The 22,261-nt window shown below is 46.0% G+C and carries 13 protein-coding genes; 10 read left to right on the plus strand and 3 right to left on the minus strand.

Annotation, left to right across the window (positions count from 1 at the left end):
• The first annotated feature begins 8 nt into the window (after window positions 1-8).
• Complete coding sequence (gene mrcB / locus FLM48_RS03585; RefSeq protein WP_179023503.1) at window positions 9-2,342, plus strand: penicillin-binding protein 1B; 2,334 nt, start codon at window positions 9-11, stop codon at window positions 2,340-2,342.
• 17 nt (window positions 2,343-2,359) lie between these two features.
• Here the strand turns inward: mrcB and FLM48_RS03590 are convergent, their stop codons facing one another.
• Entirely contained in the window at window positions 2,360-3,001 is a 642-nt protein-coding gene (locus tag FLM48_RS03590; protein WP_179026260.1) for a CatB-related O-acetyltransferase, read from the minus strand.
• Between the two features lie 669 nt (window positions 3,002-3,670).
• Here FLM48_RS03590 and FLM48_RS03595 point away from each other — a divergent pair.
• The 9 genes from FLM48_RS03595 (at window position 3,671) to FLM48_RS03635 (ending at window position 18,503) form a co-directional block, all read left to right on the plus strand.
• Window positions 3,671-5,434 carry a DUF4856 domain-containing protein gene (locus tag FLM48_RS03595; protein WP_179023505.1) on the plus strand — a complete coding sequence of 588 codons (1,764 nt, stop codon included), beginning with the start codon at window positions 3,671-3,673 and terminating at the stop codon, window positions 5,432-5,434.
• Between the two features lie 90 nt (window positions 5,435-5,524).
• Window positions 5,525-6,763 carry an imelysin family protein gene (locus FLM48_RS03600; RefSeq protein ID WP_179023507.1) on the plus strand — a complete coding sequence of 413 codons (1,239 nt, stop codon included), beginning with the start codon at window positions 5,525-5,527 and terminating at the stop codon, window positions 6,761-6,763.
• Window positions 6,764-8,986 carry a TonB-dependent receptor domain-containing protein gene (locus FLM48_RS03605; RefSeq protein ID WP_256871042.1) on the plus strand — a complete coding sequence of 741 codons (2,223 nt, stop codon included), beginning with the start codon at window positions 6,764-6,766 and terminating at the stop codon, window positions 8,984-8,986.
• A 36-nt stretch (window positions 8,987-9,022) separates the two neighbouring features.
• Entirely contained in the window at window positions 9,023-9,997 is a 975-nt protein-coding gene (locus FLM48_RS03610; protein WP_179023509.1) for a sterol desaturase family protein, read from the plus strand.
• 85 nt (window positions 9,998-10,082) lie between these two features.
• Window positions 10,083-10,793, plus strand: a complete 711-nt coding sequence (locus FLM48_RS03615) for a DUF3581 domain-containing protein (protein ID WP_179023510.1) — start codon at window positions 10,083-10,085, stop codon at window positions 10,791-10,793.
• A gap of 422 nt (window positions 10,794-11,215) precedes the next feature.
• The gene (locus tag FLM48_RS03620) at window positions 11,216-14,890 is read left to right on the plus strand and encodes an ATP-binding protein (RefSeq protein ID WP_179023512.1); all 3,675 of its coding nucleotides are present in this window, start codon (window positions 11,216-11,218) and stop codon (window positions 14,888-14,890) included.
• Entirely contained in the window at window positions 14,890-15,543 is a 654-nt protein-coding gene (locus FLM48_RS03625) for a hypothetical protein (protein WP_179023514.1), read from the plus strand. The genes FLM48_RS03620 and FLM48_RS03625 overlap by 1 nt, the downstream gene beginning before the upstream one ends.
• 1 nt (window position 15,544) lies before the next feature.
• A complete protein-coding gene (locus FLM48_RS03630) occupies window positions 15,545-16,765 on the plus strand; it encodes a phosphoenolpyruvate carboxylase (RefSeq protein ID WP_179023516.1) in 1,221 nt (406 codons plus the stop codon).
• A 478-nt stretch (window positions 16,766-17,243) separates the two neighbouring features.
• On the plus strand, window positions 17,244-18,503 hold the full coding sequence (locus tag FLM48_RS03635) for a dicarboxylate/amino acid:cation symporter (RefSeq protein ID WP_179023518.1): 1,260 nt from the start codon (window positions 17,244-17,246) through the stop codon (window positions 18,501-18,503).
• Between the two features lie 70 nt (window positions 18,504-18,573).
• Here the strand turns inward: FLM48_RS03635 and FLM48_RS03640 are convergent, their stop codons facing one another.
• Together FLM48_RS03640 and FLM48_RS03645 are read right to left on the minus strand one after the other, a co-directional pair.
• Window positions 18,574-19,950, minus strand: a complete 1,377-nt coding sequence (locus FLM48_RS03640) for a sigma-54 dependent transcriptional regulator (protein WP_179023520.1) — start codon at window positions 19,948-19,950, stop codon at window positions 18,574-18,576.
• Entirely contained in the window at window positions 19,951-21,924 is a 1,974-nt protein-coding gene (locus FLM48_RS03645) for an ATP-binding protein (protein WP_179023522.1), read from the minus strand.
• Window positions 21,925-22,261 lie beyond the last annotated feature (337 nt).

Genomic DNA, 22,261 nt, shown 5'->3' on the forward strand with positions numbered 1-22,261 from the left:
GAATAGTAATGACAAGTAAACAAACAGCCAAGAAACGCCCAGCAAAGCCTAGAGCCAAGACGGCTAAAACTAAGCCCAAAGCGAAGAGCAGAAGTCATTGGGCTAAGTTGTGGTCGTTGACCTGGAAGCTGTCACTGATTGGCCTCACGGCGGTGGTTTTTTATTGTATCTATTTAGATCAAATCATTGCGCGTAAGTTTGAAGGGCAAAAATGGCATTTGCCGGCACAAGTTTTCAGCCGCTCTATGGCCTTGTATCCCGGTGCAGCGGTGAGTCATCAGCAGTTAATTGCTGAGCTTAAACTGTTGGGGTATCGCAAAGTCGCCAATCCTCGTCAGGTTGGGGAGTTCTCTGCCTCTAAAACCAAAGTCGATTTATGGCGCCGCCCGTTTTTGCACCCTCAAGGTGAGCAAGATGCGCAGCGGGTGATGATAAGTTTTGATAGCCAAGGCGTCAGCAAAGTGAGCCGGCATACGGACCAACGCCAGCTTGCTGTATTCCACCTTGAGCCAGTGTTGCTTGATCGCATTGTGACTGGCAACGACGAAGACCGCTTATTTGTTAGCACAGACAAAATGCCGCAAGCGATTGTCGATGCGTTGATTTTGGTCGAAGATCGCAGTTTCTATCAGCATCATGGGGTTAATCCATTTGCGATTGTGCGTGCCGCTATGGTCAATATTAGCGCTGGGCGCACAGTGCAAGGTGGCTCAACTTTGACGCAGCAGTTGGCGAAAAACTTTTTCTTATCGAGTGAGCGCTCGTTAGTGCGCAAGGTTCGCGAAGCTTTGATGGCGGTGATCATTGATTTTCGTTATGACAAAGATGAAATCCTCGAGGCGTATTTAAACGAAGTTTACATGGGGCAAGACAAAGCTCGTGGCGTGCACGGTATGGGGTTGGCATCGCAGTTTTATTTTGGCCGCCCGATTGCCGAGCTCACCGTGCCCCAGCAAGCTTTTTTGATTGCAGTTATTAAAGGCCCATCCTATTACAACCCGTGGCGTTACCCTGAGCGCGCTCAACAGCGTCGCGATTTGGTGCTGCGACTCTTGATGGAAGACGGCAAGCTCACGGTCGCTGAATATAAAGCCGCGGTTGAGTCACCATTAGGTTTACGTAAAGCAAGCAAGCCGGTTCATCAAAAACTGCCGGCATTTTTTGCCGTGGTGAAACATGAGCTCAATCGTCGTTTTGGCGACCAACTGCTGCAGCAATCTGGTATTAAGGTATACACCACACTCGATCCACTGGCTCAGGAAGCGGCTGAAAAAGCAGTGGTGACCACCATGAAACAGCTAGGTCAGCGAGACGAAGCCTTGCAAGTGGGTATGGTGGTGACAGATAAATACAGTGCAGGTATTGCTGCAATGGTCGGTGACAAGGTACCGGGGTATCAAGGTTTTAACCGCGCGGTTGAAATACGTCGCCCTATCGGCTCGTTGATGAAACCGTTTGTTTATGCGGCTGCCTTGTCGCAGGGCGACAAATACAGTTTAGCAACGCCGCTGGCAGATAAACCCATTACCTTAAAAAATGGTCAAGGCAACACTTGGTCGCCGCAAAATGTCGATCGACAATTTCGCGGTGAAGTGCCGCTAATGACCGCGTTTATGAAGTCGATGAATGTGCCTACCGTCAATTTAGGCATGCAGGTGGGCACCGGCAGTGTCGCCAGTGTGCTAGATAAAGCTGGTTGGCGCGATACCATACCGCAGTATCCTTCTATGTTACTTGGTGCGGTAAATGGATCGCCATTAATGGTGGCGCAGGTTTATCAAACCGTTGCTGACAATGGCCGTTATCGGCAGTTGTCTTCGGTAACCGCAGTGCTGGATAGTCATGACAATCCACTCGCGGTAGAAAGAGTGCCGCAAAGCCAAGCGATTGAAGCAGCGCCTAATTTCTTAGTGCAACATGCGATGACACAAGTGGTTGAGCAGGGCACGGCTAAACGTCTAGGGCAGGCGTTTCCACGGGTGACATTAGCGGGCAAAACCGGCACCAGTAATGATTCGCGAGATTCATGGTTTGCCGGGTTTGATGAGCGGAATGTCGCGGCAGTGTGGGTCGGGCTGGATGATAATGGCAAAACAGGATTGTATGGCAGTAGCGGTGCTATGGCGGTTTATCAAACGTTTTTAAACAATCGTGCGCCAATTAGTCTAAGGCGCACGCCAGTTGACGGTATCGTCAATGGTTACTTTGATAAAACCACAGGCCAAGCTATGGAATCTGATTGTGGCAATGTTCAGCGCTTACCGGCACTCTCGGTAAGCTACCAGCCAGCTAAAAACTGCGGTGAGCCGCTGTCTTGGTGGCAAAAACTGACTGGTGGCTAATAGGCGTAGCGATGGCGTCAAGTATTGTTTGAAGCCTCAAGCTGGCTAATCGCTTGTTCTAACCCTGCAATATCTGTGGCAGACAAGTAGGGAATCAGCTTGATGATTTCAGATTCCGGACGTTGGTATAGCTTAAGTGCGAGCAAACGCGTGATGATATGTTCATCAAAGCGGTGCTTAATCACTTTAGCCGGGTTGCCCGCCACAATGCTGTAAGCAGGTACATCTTTGGTCACCACAGCGTTAGCGGCCACAACTGCGCCTTCACCTATGCTGATGCCGGGCATTAACATCGCCCGCATCCCTATCCAACAATTGTCAGCTAACCTGGTATCGCCTTTGCTCTGGTAAGCTTCCGTAATAGTTTGCATAAATGGGTAAAGGCACAACCAGTCAGTACGGTGGGTGTGATTGCCGCCCATTAGAATCACGGCTTCTGCACCTATACAGACATAATTACCAATATAGAGTTGGTCGACAGGCCAAGGTGGTGGGTTATCACGGGTCATCTCGTCGCCATGCAGGTAACGCACCACTGACTTTTCAAATCCACTATCCCAGTAATCACTGTAGTAGCTGTGAGTGCCACTGATATGAATATTGGGGTTGCTGACACTGAGGTGAAGTTTTTCGGTTTTGGTCCAATGCTTTTGCATGATTTACCTACTTTAAATTGCCATTCTGATTTCTTGAATTCGTACTGTTATTGATTGCAGTCCGTCAAGAAATTAAGGGCTGTAGTAGGTGCTTTATCGGCTTCATGGTTTGCCTGTCTAGATGTTCATTGATGTAGCAGAAAGCTGATTGTTAATGCCGGTGTTGCAGCAAGCTTATTTTAGCTAAGAGAGTGAAAAATGCACTATACAGCATGCTTGGTTAAGGAAGTGTGAATCTTTCCACAGTTTATGCTGTCAATCTTGCCTCATAAAATGGCTTTCCAGCGCCTGTTTAGGCTGTGAGATAAGCTCACTCTATGACAATTTAGTCTGGGATTTGGTCACTATACAGCGACAACAAGCTGTAACTAACGACTGATTTACACTGTCAGCATCCGCAATTGGTATGATTTTTAAAATCTTCGCAACAAGCTTTTCAGTGGTGCTTCTTGGCTAGTGAACTGCGTGGAATTTATTTAAGTGTTTTGTTATCAGTTGTTTAGTTTGTAATTTGAACCTTAATCACAAGCAGAATATGTCTTGCTATTATATTGCTGTTGGTAACAAATGTTATGTTAATATTGCAAATAAGATGGATTATCATTTGTATTTGTGTAAAATTCACGTAATCAAGATGGTTGGACTAACGTGAAATAAATACAAGGTATTAGCATGAAGCTCAAAAAATCTATTTTGGCAACAACGATTGCACTGTCTATGGGCCTACTTACCGCGTGTGGCGGTTCAGACAGCTCTTCTCCAGAGCCTGATCCAGCTCCAACTCCGGCGCCAAGTAATAGCGCACCAACAGATATCCTGCTTTCAGATGTCACTGTCGATGAAAATACTGCCGCGGCAGTAGTGGGTACGTTAAGCGCAACTGATGCTGATGCATCAGATACGCATACTTTCGCTGTTGAAGGTGACCAATTTGTTGTTGATGGCACAACGTTGAAATTAGCAGATGGTGTTGTGTTAGATGCTGATAGTCTCGATTCGTTAGAAATGGTGGCTTCACTGACAGTTACCGATAGTGACTCCAACACATATTCGAAAGATATTACTATTACCATCAATGATTTGATGGATCGTTATGTATTTGACAGTAAACTAAATGATGGTGAATCTAGTGTCTCTTACACTGGTCAAACTGCGCGTAATATTCTAATCGCTGAACTAAATGATTATATCAAAAACAGCTTAGATGCTGATATTGATGCTAATACATTAATGAGCAAAGAAGATGTCCTAGCGAAACTAGACTATTTCTACAACCCTGACGAAGATACAGAGTATCCAGATATTCCAGTCACGTTTATCGACAACTCTAAAGATGGCTTGCTGTCAGATATCACTGGCTACAAAAACTTACATGACAAAGTTGCTGGTAATGATGCTGGTGGACAACATGAAATGTGGAATGACGGTGCATTTGCAGGTTGGGGCGAAACAGGTTCAACAACTCCGTCAGAATTGATAGCGACATTATTTGACCGTTTGGCGGACAACGCGGTTGCTAAAATCAATGGTGAAGTACGTAAAGATGTATTAGGTAATGACATTTCTAAAGTTTATGTTGATGAAAATGGCGTTGATTTAGCGCAACTGATTCAAAAATTCTTGCTGATGTCGATCACTTACTCACAAGCGTCTGATGATTATTTTGGTGTTGATACGGATGGTAAGGGCTTAACAACTGACAACATCAACCCAGCTAAAGACGGCAGTGCATATACCAACCTAGAGCATCAGTTCGATGAAGGTTTTGGCTATTTTGGTGCGGCGCGTAACTATCTAGAATACAGCGATGTAGAGATTGCAAGTAGGGTTTCAGACGATGAAGGCCGTGCTGATTGGAATGGTGCTCAAGATACAGATGGCGACGGCAAAATTGACCTACATAGTGAGTACAACTTCGGCCAGTCTGTCAATGCCGCTAAACGTGATTTAGGTACTGTGGGCAATGCGGCTGCAACCGACTACACCACACAAGCGATGGAAGCATTTATTGCAGGCCGCAAGCTAATTAATGACAACGTAGGTGCAGCACTGACTGATGAGCAACTTGCTCAGTTAAGTGAGCATGCAGAAGCGGGACTCGATGCATGGGAACGTGCGATTGCATCGACTGTTGTTCACTACATCAATGATGTTGCTGCCGACTTAGCTCCGCTGGCTACTGACGGTGATGCAGCCGACTTCAACTATGAAGACTTAGCTAAGCACTATTCAGAAATGAAAGGCTTCGCACTAGGTTTGCAATTCAGTGAATACAGCCAAATTAGCGATGCCGACTTTAAGAAGGTTCACGATTATATGGGCGTTGAGCCAGTATTAACTGGTGATGTTGATGCTTATCGTGCAGACCTGATTAAGGCTAGAGATATCTTACAAGCCAGCTACGTATTTGATGCAGAGAATGCGGCTAACTGGTAAGTCATTTAACTCCAAATTCGCCCTATAGGCATAAAAAGCTTAGCACTTTCGGGTGCTGAGCTTTTGTCGTATTTAAAGTAAGGAATAAATATGCCAACTCCCTCTAAATATTCACTCATCTGTGTCGCAATCACAGGTGCATTATTAGCAGGCTGTGGTGAGAGCACGAGCAGTAGCGCTGGTGCTGACTATGGTAACCAAGACAATACCACTTCTGACTTTGACCAAACCGCGTTATTGACCAATTTAGTTGATGGTGTCATCACCCCCACGTTTGAGCAGTTTGTCTCTGTCAGTGAACAGCAACAAGCTGGTGTTGATGCGTATTGCACCGTAGCAGTTGGGTTTGAGCAAGGCAATAACACTCAGGCTGAGTTAACTAGCGCGCAGCAAACCGCACAACAAAATTGGCGTGGTGCCATGTCAGTGTGGCAGCAGGTAGAAATGATGCAGTTAGGTCCGCTACTCGATGATGATGGAGCGCTTCGCAATAAGATCTATTCTTGGCCCGTTGTCAGCCGCTGTGGCGTTGACTTAGATGTGGTGTCTTTTGAAACCGGTAACATTAATGGCGTGCCATATGATATTGCTAACAGGACACCTGCGCGTAAGGGGCTAGTGGCATTAGAGTATCTGCTGTTTAACTCAAACCTTGATCATAGCTGTACTGAAAGTGTGACCCCTGATGGCTGGAATAACCGTACAGAAGCGGATCGTATTGTCGCCCGTTGTGAATTTGCCGCTGAGATTGCAGGCGACATTCACAATAATGCGCAAGCATTAGTAACTGAGTGGTCTGCAGCAGATGGCTATGCGGCTGCCTTGAAAAATGCCGGGCAGACAGGTAGTGAATTCGATGATGTACATCAAGCGGTAAATAAGGTCTCTGACGCGCTGTTTTATATCGACAGTGTCACCAAAGATGGCAAGTTAGCTACGCCGCTTGGTTTGTTTGCCAATAGTTGCGGCACCAGTGTTTGCCCAGAAGATGTTGAGTCGCCACTTGCTTTCCATTCGATAGAAAATATTGCGAGTAACTTGCAAGCGTTGCAATCGCTTTATAGCGGTAACGAAGGTGTCGGATTTGATGACTACCTAGTTGATGAAAATGATGTTGAAACCGCAGAAACCTTAACTGCGAATATTCAAAGTGCGATCACCAATGTACAAGCCTATGAAAGTAGTTTAGCTCAGACGCTAACGGATAATGAACAGCAAGTGACTGATACCCACGCTGAAGTAAAGTCAGTGACAGATCAATTGAAAAATGACTTTATTAATAGCTTAGCGCTTGAATTACCGCAAACATCTGCTGGAGATAACGACTAAATGAACTCACATCCCCTAATGAAAAAATTGGTGTTAGCGTCGGCGATACAAGTAGCTTTGACGACCTCAGCTATTGCGGCTGAGGACCAAGCAGAGAAAACCGTCAATGACACCTACATTGAAAAAATGCAGATCATTGGTCGCGACCAAAAATTGAGCCGTCAAAGTGGTTCAGAAACGCTGATTGATGAGCTTGAGTTAGAGCAGTTTAAGTTTGATGACATAAACCGCATCTTATACAGCGTACCCGGAGTCAATATTCGTGAAGAAGATGGATATGGTCTAAGGCCTAATATCGGTTTTCGTGGTGCTACGCCTGAGCGCAGTAAAAAAATTAATATTATGGAAGACGGGGTACTGATTGGTCCTGCGCCTTATTCAGCTGCATCAGCCTATTACTTCCCGATGACAGCGAAGATGACTTCGATTGAAGTATTTAAAGGGCCATCGGCGATTAAATATGGTCCGAATACTGTCGCGGGTTCATTGAATATGGTAACCCGTGCAGTACCACAGGCATCAGAAGGCTTAATTGATGTTTCTGCTGGCAGTGATGGTTATGCTAAAGCCCATGGTTACTACGGTAATACCATAGGTAATTTTGGATTTTTGATTGAAGGCGTGCATATGCGTGCCGATGGCTTTAAAGAGCTGGATGGCGGCGGTGACACAGGCTTTGAAAAAAGCGATGTGATGACCAAACTACGTTATGACTTAGCTGGAGAGTCGTTCGACCAAGTATTTGAGCTAAAGCTTTCTTACGCAAATGAAACTTCTAATGAGACTTATCTCGGTCTATCAGATGAGGATTTTGCTGCTTCGCCAAACCGTCGTTATGTAGCTAGTCAACTAGACAATATGGACTGGACGCATAAGCAGTTTCAGTTCAATCACTTTATTGCTTCAGACAGTTTAGACATCACTACTCGTGTGTATCGAAACGAATTTGAACGTGCGTGGTACAAGATAAATGGATTTAAAGGTGGCTTAGTTAATCGAAGTTTGCAGGAGATTTTAGCGGACCCGGACAAAGATGAAACCAATGCGCGTTTTTATCAGATTTTGACTGGTCAGCAGGACTCTGTTGCAGAGTACGAAAAACTGATATTAGGTAACAACGATCGTAGCTATTACTCTCAAGGTATTCAGTCAGACTTGAGCTGGCGATTTGAGTTAGGTGGCTTACAACATGAATTCCAATCAGGCGTGCGTTTCCATCAAGATCAAATTGAGCGTAACCACACCACCGATAGCTATTTAATGCAGCAAGCTAACTTAGTCACGGATGGCAATCCGACTCAAGCGTCAACGACGGACCGGGAAAAAGTGGATGCATGGTCGGTATATCTGCAAGACACTATTAGCTGGAATGCATTGGATGTGACGGCGGGAGTTCGCGGTGAATATATCGATGCTAAGTATCAGAATCGAGCGCCAGATAGCGAAGAAGACTACCTCAATAAAACGACTCGTATTTGGTTACCTAGCTTGAGCGTGTTTTATAGTCTATCTGATAATGCCGGACTGCTATTCGGTGTTCATGAGGGATTCTTGCCGACCAGCCCGAAACAAGATCCAAGTATTGATGTTGAAAGCAGTATTAACTACGAGTTAGGTGGTCGTTATAACGACGGTAACTTTAATTTTGAGTTGATTGGTTTCTTCAATGATATTGGGAACTTGAAAGAAGGCTGCCAGTTCTCAAGCTGTGGCAGCGATGATGACACTGAGTTTAATGGCGGTGAAGTTGATGTTATTGGCTTAGAGTTAACTTCAGGTTATCGCTTTGACTTGTCCGATGATATTGAGTTGCCGGTGTCACTATCTTATACCTATACCCAAAGCGAGTTTAAAACCAGCTTTGAGTCAGGATTTGATATGTGGGGTGATGTTGAGGCCGGTGATGAATTGCCGTATTTACCTGAAAATCAGTTATCACTCAATTTAGGCTTGGTTAGCAATAACTGGGACGTTAACATGATTGTACGCTATATCGACGAGATGATTGAAGCATCCGGTGATGGTGTGGTGCTATCGGGGAGCGTAACAGAGGCGTTGACAGTGGTTGATATGTCGGCAAGTTACGATTTTAACGAATATGGCTTAGTGTATGTTAAAGCTGATAATGTATTCGATACTCAAGAAATCGTTAGCCGTCGCCCTTATGGCGCAAGACCGAGTAAACCTCAGCAGTTCCAAGTAGGTTATCAATACCGCTTTTAATTTAGCTTAGTTGAGTCAAGTCAAGGAGTCGTTACATTGGCGCTTATCGAGTTGTTATCTAGTAGTTTAACGGATTTAGTTAATTATCCGTTTGATGCCAATAAGCGCCTTTATATCGGCTATGTTCTTGGTGCGATTGTGTTGGCCTTGCCTGTTTATTGGCTTGGCCAACAACAACGTAGTGCAGTTGGTTTTATGCGCTTCTTGTTTCCAAAAGCTATCTATTTGTCGAGTTCAGCAAAGCATGACTATGCGTTGTTGATACTCAATAAATTACTCAAAGCGGCTTTACTGGTGCCGCTTATGTTCACCATGGTACCGGTTGCGCTCAGTGTCAGTGGAGGGCTAGAACAGCTGTTTGGTGTTATTGAGCCTATCACCGAGAATCAAGCCGTAGTCATAGCTGCTTTTACCTTGCTATTGTTCTTGTTTGATGATTTTACCCGCTATTTATTGCATCTTGTGCTTCATAAGGTCCCGTTTTTATGGGAGTTTCATAAAGTACATCACTCCGCTAGGGTGATGACTCCATTCACCATCTATCGAAGTCATCCTGTTGAAACCTATCTTTATGGCTGCCGTATGGCATTAGCACAAGGTGTCGCGGTTGGATTAGGCTATTACTTTTTTGGTGCGACGTTAAAAATGTATGATGTGCTTGGGGCCAATGTATTTGTGTTTTTGTTCAATGTTTTTGGCTCTAATTTACGTCATAGCCATATTTGGTTGAGTTGGGGTGACCGGTTAGAAAACTGGTTTATCAGTCCCGCGCAGCATCAAGTTCACCACAGCATCGCACGAATTCACCGAGATACCAATTTGGGATCAGCACTCGCAATATGGGATAGAATGGCAGGATCGTTGGTAAAAGCGAGTACTGTGGACTCTCTCAAAATCGGTATTCATGATGATGAAGCCCATCAAAGCTTATTGGGGTTGTACCTTGATCCCTTTAAACAGGTTTTCTTTCGTACTAAAAAGCAAGTAGGACGTCTATTTTCAAGAGCTTAACGGTATTTGCAAGTCATCGGGTGAGTTGTTTTGCTGTTCTGCTATAGAATATGCGCCCAGAAGTGCTAACAACCGATGAGTAGACATGTTTTTAACGCCCTATTTTTCCAAGCAAGACCAAACCGTTCACGTAACAGCGCAGCAAGCCAGTGACTTTGCTAAAGCGATTGCCAGTGATTTTAATCCCATTCATAACGTCGGCGCGAAGCGCTTTTGTGTACCGGGAGACCTATTGTTTGCTTTGGTCCTAAATCAATATGGTTTGCATCAAAAAATGCATTTTACATTTGAAGGTATGGTGGGCGATGGGGTTGAATTACAGTTTGCCGATTCGGTTTCTAGTCAGTTTGCCATTAGCGATTCACGTGATAAAACCTACCTACAGGTTGAAACCAGTGGCGATAAGGTGCACTGCGCGACCCAAATAGAATCTTTTGTACGCAGTTATGTGGCTTTTTCAGGTTTGAATTTCATTCATGTGCTGGTTCCCATGATGAAACAACATCAGATGATGATTAATCCTGCACGTCCATTGGTCATTTATGAAAGCATGTCGTTTGATTTGCATACCCTCGATTTTGACCAAGTGTCTTTAAAGCTGGTTGATCAACAACTCGAGATTACCGGTAAGCGTGGTGATGTTACATTGAGCTTTGAGCTGCTTGCCAACGACCGTGTAGTGGGAACTGGCGTTAAAACATTAGTGATGAGTGGCTTGCGTCCTTATGAGGCTGAAAAGGCCGCTGGCATGGTCGCAGACTATGAAAGCTATCGTCATGCCTTTGAAGCGGCGTAACTGAGTCTCTATATAAATAAGCGCGCCTAGCGCGCTTTTTTATCGACACTAAGTTAAATTTTGCCGCCGTCGCGTCAACAGACTTATGGCGCTGCATCCCCGTACTGTTCTGCCCGCTAAGGTGTGATTCGACTTCGTCGTGCCTATCTTGTTTTTGTTTTGCCCAAGCGGCTAAAATCTTCACCGACAACTTAAGTTATCTGCTCCTTCCTTGAACACTGATTTTCGTCAAATTAGCGTATGATACTCGGCTATTAATCCTTAGATAACACTCAGCGGTGCATATCATTGCCAAGTGTGCTGTTTTTGTTTTATTTTAGGGATAGTTTTGCCCCATTAAGTCGCTTATAGCCCATAGATTACGGCTTAATACCGCTGGTTTTATGTCGCCGACTTGCGGCACTGTTTGGATAAGGATAAAAATGCCAAGCTTGAATCGAATCGTGTTGATTAACACCCACCTTCCTGGCGTTGTTGAATTACTATTAGATGGCCATACCAACATTTGTGGTACCAATGCTTCGGGTAAAACCACCTTACAGCGTTTGGTACCGGTGTTTTATGGTGAATACCCCAGTCGTGTTGTGCCCTCAACGCGAGATAGTTTCGAGCGCTGGTATTTGCCCCACGATTCAAGTTTTATCATCTATGAGTATAAGCGTGACGACGGCCAGCTTAACCAGGCGGTATTAGCTTCAGCCGGTGAAGGTAAAGGGGTGAACTACCGCTTTATCGCCAAAGCGTTTGAGCTTGATGACTATATTAAAACCCAGCAAGGCGAAACCGTTATATGCCACACGATGGCAGAGCTAGGTAGAAAAATGAAAAGCGCTGGTGTCAGCGTGACCAATTTGCTTAATACCCGAGAGTTTCGTGCCATTATTCAAAATGACCGCACTTTGCTTAGTACCGGGAGTAATCGCACTGAACTGCGTAATTATGCGCGTCAATTTAGCTTGTGCGAAAGTCAGCATTCATTGCGCCATATTGAAAAGCTCGCCAAAGCGGTGCATTCAAAAGAAGGCAAGATGGAAACCATCAAGTCGATGATCGCTGCCATTTTAGAAGAGGATGGGGTTAATCCGCCTGCTTCACGTTTAAATCCGCAACGGGTAGAAGCGTGGATCCGCGAAAGCCAGCTCATACAAGGTTTTGAACAAATTCGTCCAGAGTTTGAAAAGCTTGAGCAGGAGTTTAACCAACTGCTGAGTGTTGAACAGCGGCTAGGCGGATTAAAGCGCGGCTATGTGCGCGACGAAACGCAAGAAGTGGTGCGCCAAGAAGAACACCAGCAACAATCAAAGTTGTTGGGTCAGCAGTTGCGTCAGTTGGATGAAGAGTGGAAAGAGCAGCGTGATGAGCTCAACCTCGATCTTTCAGCGGCGAAAGGCGACGTGGCCAAAATTGAATTTGAACTCGACGCCATTGAAGATCAACATGGTGCCTTTCTCGATGCTGACATTGAGCAGGCCAAGCTAGATTTAGACCAGCTGCCTAATTGGCGCGGCAGTTTAGAAAACCTCAGCGAGCGGCATAAACTGCAAACTGAGAAGCACCAAGATATTGAAGCGGCGTATAACGCCCGTCGTAGTAAAATTGGTGAGAGTCTCAACCGTGAGCTAGAACAGCTTGATAAAGAGCAAGATAAGCATCGTGAAGCGCGCGACAAGCAAAGAGATGTGGCTCGCGCAGAGCTTGAAGCGTTAGAAACGCAGTGGCGTGACAAACGTCAACAGGGTGAAAAACAGTTTAGTGAGCAAGCGTATGGGTTAAAGCTGAAAGTGGCCGAGCTTAACATGCAAGTGGCCAATGTAACCTATACCGAAGAGGAAAAACTGAACCTAGCGGTGTTTGATGAGCGCATTAGCTTGGCCGATGAACATCAAGAAGCCTGTAATAATGATGTTGATCGCATCAGCAGTGATGAGCGCAAGCTAAAAGCTAAGCGCGATCAGGCTAATGAAGCGTTGCGCCTTGCCGGTGTGCGGGTGATTGAGCGTCAGTCAGCACTGGATGAAATTAACCACATGCTGTTTCCGCAGTCGCATACGCTGCTGGAATATTTGCGCAAAGAAGTGCCTGAGTGGGAAGGTTCCATCGGTAAAGTGATTAGCCCAGAGTTACTGCACCGTAGCGACCTGCATCCCAGTGTTTCGCCAGATTCAGCCAGTACCCTGTTTGGGCTAAACATTGACCTTAAGTCTATCGACATTCCTGAATATGCCCATTCAGAGCAAGCGCTGCGTCAGCGCTTAGCGCAAGCCGATGAGGCCTTAGTGAGTGCCAAAAACCTCAAAGCAGAAGCGGAAGATAACTTAGTAAATATTAACGGTGAATTGGATAAGGTTAACCGTAGTCTTACGGTTGCGCGTACTGCGCACAAAAATAGCCGCGATGACTTACGTCGTTTGTTTGATGAAAAGCGCAGTGAGCAACAGCGTATCAATGAAGCGTTAAGTGCCCGTATAGCCGCAGCTAAACAGGGGCTCATTCGACTCGAGAGCGACACTAAGCAGCTTGAACATCAGCATCAACACTGGCTCGATGAGCAACAAGAGCAGGCGCTTGAAGCGCGTATGGAAAAGAAAGCTTATTGGCAAGAGGTCATCGGTGCACTCGAAGCGCAACTTGCCCAAGTTAAGCAAAACATTAGTCAGCGCCGCACCGACGCCAAAGCTGAGCAGAAAGCCTGCGAGCAATGGTATAAAAATGAGCTTAAATCACGTGGAGTCGACGAAGAAAAAATTGTTAAGCTCAAACAAGATATTAAGCAGCTAGAGCAAAACATTGCCAAAGCGGAGCAGCGTCGCAGTGAAGTGCTACGTTTTGATGACTGGTACCAACATACTTGGTTAGTGCGTAAGCCTAAGCTGCAATCAGAACTGTCAACGGTGAAAATTGCCACCTCTGAGCTTGAGCAGCAATTGGCGCAGCGCGCCGCTGAAATTAAGCAGCGTCGTACTGAGTTAGATACGGCTCGCAAAGCATCGGATGCAGTCCAAGTTGAAGCGTCTGAAAACCTCACTAAACTGCGCAGTGTCATGCGCAAATTAGCTGAACTCAAGTTACCGGCTAACAACGATCAACCACAAGGTGGGTTGACCGAGCGCCTTAGACAGGGCGAAGAGTTATTGCTAAGTCGCGACCAATTACTGACCGCGGTCAAGCAATACGTTGAGCATTTTGATTCGGTGATTGCCAGCAAGTCGGGCTCAAGTTTGTCTGAAACTTGGGAGCGTGCCCGTGAAGAGTCGAGCTCAGTGAATGACAAGGGTATTCGCTTGCTTGATTACCGTAAACTGGTGCCGCAACTTGAACAGCTGCTAAATGTCATGGTGCCTCAGTCAATGATGGCACTGCGTGAACAAGGGCGTATTTTTGGCGTGGATTTGACGGCATTTTATGATGTGCTTGCCGATATCGACCGCCGTATCGCCTCGCAAAGTGCCCGAATTACTCGCGAGGTCGGTGAAGAGCTGTTCCTTGATGGTGTGTCAGAATCCGCGGTGAAAATTCGCTCGCGGATCAGCGAACTGGAGTTCTGGCCAGAGTTAGAAGAGTTTGTAAAAGCCTTTAAACAGTGGAAGGCCGATGGTTTTAATGAATTACCCAATGAGCACTACACCAGCAGTATGCGCCGAGCGTTAGATATTATTGGCCGCGCAGCACTAACCGGCGGAATTGCAAAACTGTTAGAAATTGAATTGCGCCTTAAAGAGGGCAATAGCGATCTGGTCATCCGTACTGACCGTCAGTTGAATGAATCATCCAGTCACGGTATGGCTTACTTGATTTTATGTAAGTTCCTATTGGCATTTACCCGTTTATTGCGCGGTCCTGCCGCGGTGACTATCCACTGGCCTATTGATGAGCTTGGAACCTTGCACCACGGCAATGTGAAAAAGATTTTTGATGCTTGTGAGAACAACAACATCAGTGTTTTGGGGGCATTCCCTAATCCAGAGTCTGAGGTGCTGAACTTGTTTGCCAATCGCTACATCATCAATAAACAAACCAAAAAGCTACAAGTGGTGAAACCGCAGATGAACCCTATAGCCGATAAACTCAATCAACGTGTGGCTAAGGAGGCGGTGTAATGACTGCAATGACAGAGACTGTGCTAGTTGGCCAAGGTGCGCTGATTGAAGCCCTATTACGGGGTGAGTTTATTTGTAAAATCACCAATGAAGATGGTTGGCGTGCACTTAAAAGTGCCAGTACCCGAGAACATATTGAACAATACCTCAATCAAATCAATCGCACCTTAGCGCAAGCCGGTGAGGGCGAAGTGTTTTTCTGTGGCTATCTGCAGCTCGGTGAGCGCGAACGTAAAGTGATATCACAGCAGTTTCGCGATATTTGCAATGCGTTAACCCCGCTGGTGGAGTGGTTAGTCTTAGTGCAAGAGGCAAATGGCCAAGATGCCCCGCTAAGTGAAGGGGCAGCAATACGATTAACCGAGCTACAAAGCCGTATCGAAGATACACCAGCGTTCAAAGAGCAACTGGCTAAAATAAGCCACTATCGCTTGTTTGGTTCAACCAGTAGCCAAGTTGATGCGCAAATAAAATTAGTGTTTAAGCGCTTGGTTGAACTGGGTTACTTGTTGCGCCCTAATCAGGAAAAGCAGATCTACATTGCCACGGGTAAGCTTGATTACCTTTATGAAGTGATTCGCTTTATTGATGAGACTGAAGGGTTAAGCCTAGAGCTGCAAGCGGAAACGGCGACCCAAAGGGAGCTGATGTAGCATGGGAAACAACTTACATCAGGCGGGGGTAAAGCTGCTAAAGCAGCTAGGCCGTCATGCTGAGTTGGTGATGGATGTCTATTTGGCCGGCTCTATCGCAGAAAACAACGACAATGCCGCAATCGTAGATAAGCTACGTAAAGCGGATATCTTGTATCGCCCAGAAGCAGAGCAGGAGCTTAGGCTCAAACGCTCGGTACGGGCCTTATTGGAAGAGGCGCTAAAAGATGAGCGTAATCGTCAAATTGACGCTAACGTGGGCTCATCAATGGCGACCATTAAAACACTGGCAGATCATTATAAAGAAGCGCGCCATGCGGTTGACTATGCGGCTTCAGAGGCTTATTTAGCGGATCTGAGCGAGCACGTCTACGCCTTTGCTGAAGGACTGCGTTATTCCATCCGTGTGCTTTGGAGTCGTATTAATAACGAATTTGGTTATGTGGGCACGATTAATGCCAAAATTCGAGAAAATGAACTGGCCCAAAGCCAAGTGACAGAGCTGCTTAATGGCTTAGAGATGGTGCAGTTTGATGAGCTTGCAAATATTGCCGGTGATATCAGAGAACTGCGTAAGCTGTTAGTGACGCGTTTGCAAGAAACCTTGAGTGATTGTACCCAGGAGTTGAGCGTGGTTCAGGGGCGTTTACTTGAACTGCTTGGCCGATTCCGTCAAATCCAAGGCCGTACGCGGCTACTTAAGGGCTGGCTGTTGTATACCGATCAGCATCCAGACTATAACCCTGACAATCATGTTGGCCATAAGCAGGTACCGAATCTGTTTAATCAAGCTGATGCCTTGATAGCACCGGCATCGGCTGATGTGTTCAATACGGGTCATGAGAATGAGCTGTTGCAATTGGTGACTCAAATCAAGTCGATTGCCCGCCATCAGGTTGCAACTCCAACGCGCGAGCATGATGTGAGCATGTCTTTAGCGGCAGCCGAAGACTTTGATATACCAGACAACCCGCTCAAGCTGGCTGTCGATGAGTATTTTTGTGCGGTCATTGATAGTGGTATGAGGCAATCAGCATTACAGTATCATCAACAGCAGGGATTAGAGTGGGACACTGAAAGTTGGCTTTATCAGGTGATTTGCGGCTTCGAGGGTTTGCCTGAAGAGCATCGCCAGTACTTTGAGCTAGAACCCATAGGTGAGCCTCATCCTCGTTTTAATGGTAATTTTATTATTAAAGATGTTGAGTTGTGGCTCGCTTAACCTAAGTGGTATTGCTATGAGCATCTAGTGATATACAGTATGCTGGTATTGCTTGCTGTTTTATGGGTCTGCTTTGAAGTTTTTAGCCAAGATTTTGATTTTGATTGGTGCTTATATCTATCGTTATTTAAGCAAATAAGCCCTCATTGTTAATGGGGGTTTAAGTTTGTAAAAGTTACCTGCACTGCTTTTCGCTGTCCTAAGGATTAATTTCATTACTTACTGGTACTTAGTGCTTGTTTTTCCGTGTGTTTCTATCTTGTTGCTTTTAACAATTGGGTAATTGGGTTTGAAATTAGTGCCAGCATGATTCACTATCTTTTGTGAGTAACGCGTTTTAAGGCTTTCCTCCTTGAGGGAAGGACGGTCAATAGATTTTAATTTATTGATTTATTTATAATAAAAATACTTTTAAATCCTTAGGCGTCGACAAATAGATAAATGTACGTATTGAATCGTGCAAATAAAAGGCAAGCATATGACTAAATCTCTTTCGACCCGGATTTTTATTGGTCTATTTTCCGGACTGATCCTCGGTAGCTTCATTCAGTATTTTCTGCCTCAGGTAGGCTTCCTTTCAGGCACAGTCGTGGATCTGGCCAGCGGTGTTGGCACCATGTTCGTCAACATGATTATGATGTTGGTAGTGCCATTGGTATTTGTCAGCATTGTCTGCGGTGTCTTGGAGTTACAAGACCTAAGAAGTTTCGGCCGTCTCGGTGGTAAAACTTTTGGTTTCTACATCATTAATACTGTTGTCGCGATTTTTGCTGCGCTTTGTGTGGCGTTGCTGCTATCTCCTGGGCGTGGAGTTGATATGTCTGGCGGCAGTGGAGTGGAGATTACTGCTACAGAGTTACCCAATTTAGTCCAGCTTATTGTGGGTATTGTACCAAGCAACCCGATTGCCGCGTTTAGTTCAGGCAATATGTTGCAGGTGATCTTTATGGCATTGCTTGTGGGCGGTGTCGTTAAATCAATGAGTCAGTCTGTGCCGTTGTTGGTCCAAGGGTTCCAAGAGGGCAACAAGGTAATGATGAAGCTGATTAGTGTGGTGATGCAACTGGCACCTATTGGTGTGTTTGCGTTGATGTTGAAGCTTGGTGCAACACTTGAAGCAGCGTTATTTTTCAGTGTACTGGAATACCTAGTACTAATTTTAGGCTTGTTGTTATTGTGGATTTTTGTGGTCTACCCATTTGCAGTGAGCTTGTTTACACCGGTTTCTGCTAAGGCGTTTCGTGCTAAAACCCGCGAGCAGATCTTATTTTCATTATCTACCGCAAGCTCTAACGCGACGATTCCTGTCACCATGCGAACCCTAACCGAAAAACTCGGTGTAAAACGCGCCGTGGCCGGGTTTGGTGTGCCACTGGGTGCCACTATGAATATGGGCGGCGTATCGATTTATATCACCATTGCTATCTTCTTTGTCGCCAATTCATTTGGTGCGCCAATAGCGATGGACCAACTGCCAGCATTGCTATTTAGTATTTTCTTATTGTCAGTCGGTGCGGGCGGTGTGCCCGGCGGCGGCATGGTGATGATTGGAGTGCTTATCCACCAGATGGGCTTACCTGTTGAAGCGTTCGTGATTGTTGCGGCACTTGATAGATTGATTGACATGGTACTGACTTCTTGTAATGTGGTAGGTGATACAGCCGTATTGACCATCGTTGATGCGACTGAGAAAGCCCATGATGCTGAAGAAGCGCAAGCGCTACAAAGTAACGCTTAGGGTTAGAAGAGATGGTTAAGCTAAAAAGCCGAAGCATATTGCTTCGGCTTTTTTGTATGTTGAGCTCGGACTAGCCTTTTAAGCGTCGGCTGAGTGCACTTTGGCTGATACCGAGCATTTGCGCTGCGGCAGTTTGGTTATTAGCGGTGCGACTCATGGCTTCATCGATCAATGCTTGGCTCATTTCAGCCAACGTCGGCAATGCTTTGGGGAACACCATTGCCGTTTGTGGTTGGCTATCTAAAGTGCGGTGTTCGTTTATTGCCTCCATGAATGGGCTGATATTGAGCTGTACACCATCGCTACGGCTGACGGCATCAAATACCATTCCTTTTAATTCGTGGAGATTACCCGGAAAGCGATACTCGCTAAGCTGCGCGGCTAGATCCCGCGGTTGTTGTGGCGGTGGTAACTCCATTTCTTGTGCGGCGAGTTCAATAAAGTGATTGATGAGCATCGACAAGTCTAAATTGCGCTGGGATAGCGGTGGTAGATGGATTTTGTGGGCTCTTAATCGATACAGTAGGTCGCTGCGAAAGCTGCCTTGCTGATTGAGCTTAAGTAGGTCATCTTGAGTAGAGGCCACAATGCGGCAATTCACCGGATAAGGGCGCTCACTGCCAACGGGATAATATTGTCGGCTTTCTATCACATCGAGCAATTTGAGTTGGCTGGCAATTGACAGTGCGCCCACTTCATTGAGATACAAGGTGCCACCATTAACATTATGCAGCACGCCGGCTTGTGCGGTGACTTGGCCATCATCATGGTGTTTTAACTGGCCGAACAGTTTCAGCTCAAACGATTCATCACTAATACCCGCTAGGTTGAGGCTGATAAAAGGCGCGTCAGCACAGCATAGCTGATGGCTCGACTTAGCAAATTCACTCTTACCTGTGCCACTTTCGCCAGAAATTAGCAGCGGTTCTGGGCTATGGGCGATGGCTTCAAGGTAACGAAATTGGTCCAGCAGTTGTGGCTCGCAAGTGAGAATATTATTGAAGGCCTGAGGTTGTTCGAGCGTACGGCTTAAAAAGTGCTCTTTGATTTTAAGGTAGTTGCGCTCTAACCCAACGACCTCTAGCGCGCGCCTGACCGTACGGGCTAAATCTTCAACTGCATCGGTTTTAATAAAATAATCATAGGCGCCATTTTTAATGCACCTAACAGCAGTGTCGACCTCATTAACGCCGGTGACAATGATCACTCGGGTGTTAGGGTGCTCGCTGCGTATCATTGCTAGCAGTTCTTCCCCCGAATGAAACGGCATAGTCAGATCAAGCAGTACTAGCGCATAGTCGGCCACATTAAGACGGTTGGCCACTTGACGGCTATCAACACAGGTATCGATTTGTGCTTCGGGTACAAGGCGGTTAAGGGTGTTGGCTAAGGTGCGTAACCAAGCTGCTTCATCATCAACCAAAAGAATATTGCGGGCTAATTTCATCTAGTTGCTCTCTTCTTTAGCCAAAGGCAGCCGTACTTTTATACAGGTACCTTGTTTGATTTTAGAGGTCATCTGTAGTTCGCCGTTATGAGCCTTGACGATACGGCTGCAAACAGACAAACCTAAGCCACTGCCGCCGACGGAGCGACGCGTAGTGAAAAAGGGTTCGGTGACCCGTGCCAGTGTCGAGCGATTCATACCGCAACCATTGTCAGTAATACTGATTATGGCTTGCTCATCGGCAATGCGGGTTTCGATGACAATATGACCTTTACCAGATTCACACGCATGGCAAGCATTCTGGATAAGGTTGATCACTACCTGTTGTAATTGCTGGGCGTCGCCGTAAACCCAAGCAGCAGGTTGACTCAGTTGGATGCTCACTTGAAAAGTTTTTATCTGATTCGCGGTTAGGCGCAATGAGACATTGACCACTTCATTGAGCGAAACCCGTTCTTGTTCGCTCGATAGCGTCGGTAGTGCGTAGCGTTTAAGGTCGCTGACAATACGGCTAATTCTTTGCGCCCCTTCTTCGATCGTGTTGCAACTGTGGCTCGCCTCTGCCAACGCTTGCTCTGGAGGCAGACCGGTAATCAACCAAAAGGGGTTCTGTTTTTGATAGCTATCAAAGGCGGGCTGACAGTCAGCCATTGCTTGCTGTAGCTGAGATATTGAGTGCACAATTAGGCCGGTTGGGTTATTGATCTCATGGGCGATCCCCGCTGACAGCTCACCCAAAGAAGCTAAGCGGCTGGCTTCATCGTTGGCTTGGCGTAACTGATGAGCCTCGGTGGTATCTTCAAGCAAGATAACCACTTGATTGTCGGCGATGGGGTGGACTTGTAGCTGCCAAAACTGCTGTAAGTAGGCCATCTCTTCAATTTGTGAGCTTTGCTTAGCCAATACCTGCGTAACCAAGTCTTGGAGTTCAAGCGGGCGGCCATCTTCATGGTGAAACTCAGCACTACTCAGTAGTTCAATATTATTGTCATTACTCCACAGCTTTTGCATGTCATGACTATAGATAGTTACACCATTGGGGATACCGTCGAGCACTGATTGAAACTGTTTAGATAAGCTGACTAGTTGCCGCTGAATATCAAGGCGTTGGGCCAGTTCTGTTTTAAGTGCGCGCTTTTGTTTGCGTAGGCTAATACTGACAAACCCAGTAAAAATCATGCCGATTGCGGAGATAATGCTCACTACGATAGCCAGCGCAAAGGTGCGTTTTTGGGTGGAAGTGAGATCCACTTTCTCACGCCCAGTCCCAAACCATTTATTGACTAAGGCGTCATACTCGCCAGACAATTTTAGTTGTCTGAGTGCATCATTGATCTCAGTCATGAGTGCGCTGCGTTGGTTGTTGGCGACAAAGTTAAATGCACCATAAATCAGCGCGTCACTGCCGCTGCGAATGGCGGGGTAAAGCGGAAGCAGCCGCCGAGCCACAAAACTTTCAGCTAACACCACATCGACTTTGCCTTGGGTCATTAGTTGAAAGCCTGTTTCATACAAATCGACATCAACCCGTTCAAATTCTTGTGGGTAACCCGATAGGTAAACATCGACAAAAGCGCCTTTTTTTATCGCGACTCGTTTGCCGATAAGGTCTTGCCAATCATTTATATAGCCTTTGCCATGTAGGGTATAAGCTTTTGCATGGGTGGCATAGATGGGGTCGGACTGACTCAACTGCCGACCTAAGTTTACCGGGCTAACAACGGCTATGACATCGATGTCACTATCGGGGTTGTGGACATCACTGACTAACTCTTGAAAGCTTTTGCGTCTGACGATGATACGGCGGTTAGTCAGCTGACCAATGCGGTCCATGAGTTCAATGTTAAACCCTTGGTCGACGCCGTTATTGCGCCATTCAAGTGGTGCGGTTTTTGAGTGAACGCCAAAGGTGATGCTTTGTTCAGCGTAACTGTTAAAGCACAGTAGCGCTAATGCCAATAATAAATATCTCATGGGGACATCTTAGCAGTCGCAACATAGTGAAACTGTGCGCAGCGGCGTTTTTTGTTAACCAAGGATGATAATTACTTGTTCAGTTATTTATTTTTCAGATAACTGCTGTCACCTCAGCCAATGGTGATGGTTTGCAAGAGTATAGACATTGTGATCGCTTTCAACTGTCATTATGCATTTTTGCATAACTGCGCGTATTCCCATGCAAGATTGCATAGCGGTTTTTTCAGCTTGTGATTGAGGCTTCATATCCCACTTGAGTTAATTGTTGCTAAGCCAGCTTTAAGCAATGATTAATCCAGAGCAATGAAATGGTCCAGTTGATGGACATCATTCA

Origin of the sequence: Shewanella sp. Scap07, assembly GCF_013394145.1 — a bacterium.
Classification (GTDB): domain Bacteria; phylum Pseudomonadota; class Gammaproteobacteria; order Enterobacterales; family Shewanellaceae; genus Shewanella; species Shewanella waksmanii.

Bases quoted from the DNA above. Each gene is read 5' to 3' on its own strand.
- mrcB (WP_179023503.1), top strand. From the start codon at position 9: ATGACAAGTAAACAAACAGCCAAGAAACGCCCAGCAAAGCCTAGAGCC.
- FLM48_RS03595 (WP_179023505.1), top strand. From the start codon at position 3,671: ATGAAGCTCAAAAAATCTATTTTGGCAACAACGATTGCACTGTCTATG.
- FLM48_RS03600 (WP_179023507.1), top strand. From the start codon at position 5,525: ATGCCAACTCCCTCTAAATATTCACTCATCTGTGTCGCAATCACAGGT.
- FLM48_RS03605 (WP_256871042.1), top strand. From the start codon at position 6,764: ATGAACTCACATCCCCTAATGAAAAAATTGGTGTTAGCGTCGGCGATA.
- FLM48_RS03615 (WP_179023510.1), top strand. From the start codon at position 10,083: ATGTTTTTAACGCCCTATTTTTCCAAGCAAGACCAAACCGTTCACGTA.
- FLM48_RS03620 (WP_179023512.1), top strand. From the start codon at position 11,216: ATGCCAAGCTTGAATCGAATCGTGTTGATTAACACCCACCTTCCTGGC.
- FLM48_RS03625 (WP_179023514.1), top strand. From the start codon at position 14,890: ATGACTGCAATGACAGAGACTGTGCTAGTTGGCCAAGGTGCGCTGATT.
- FLM48_RS03630 (WP_179023516.1), top strand. From the start codon at position 15,545: ATGGGAAACAACTTACATCAGGCGGGGGTAAAGCTGCTAAAGCAGCTA.
- FLM48_RS03635 (WP_179023518.1), top strand. From the start codon at position 17,244: ATGACTAAATCTCTTTCGACCCGGATTTTTATTGGTCTATTTTCCGGA.
- FLM48_RS03640 (WP_179023520.1), bottom strand. From the start codon at position 19,950: ATGAAATTAGCCCGCAATATTCTTTTGGTTGATGATGAAGCAGCTTGG.
- FLM48_RS03645 (WP_179023522.1), bottom strand. From the start codon at position 21,924: ATGAGATATTTATTATTGGCATTAGCGCTACTGTGCTTTAACAGTTAC.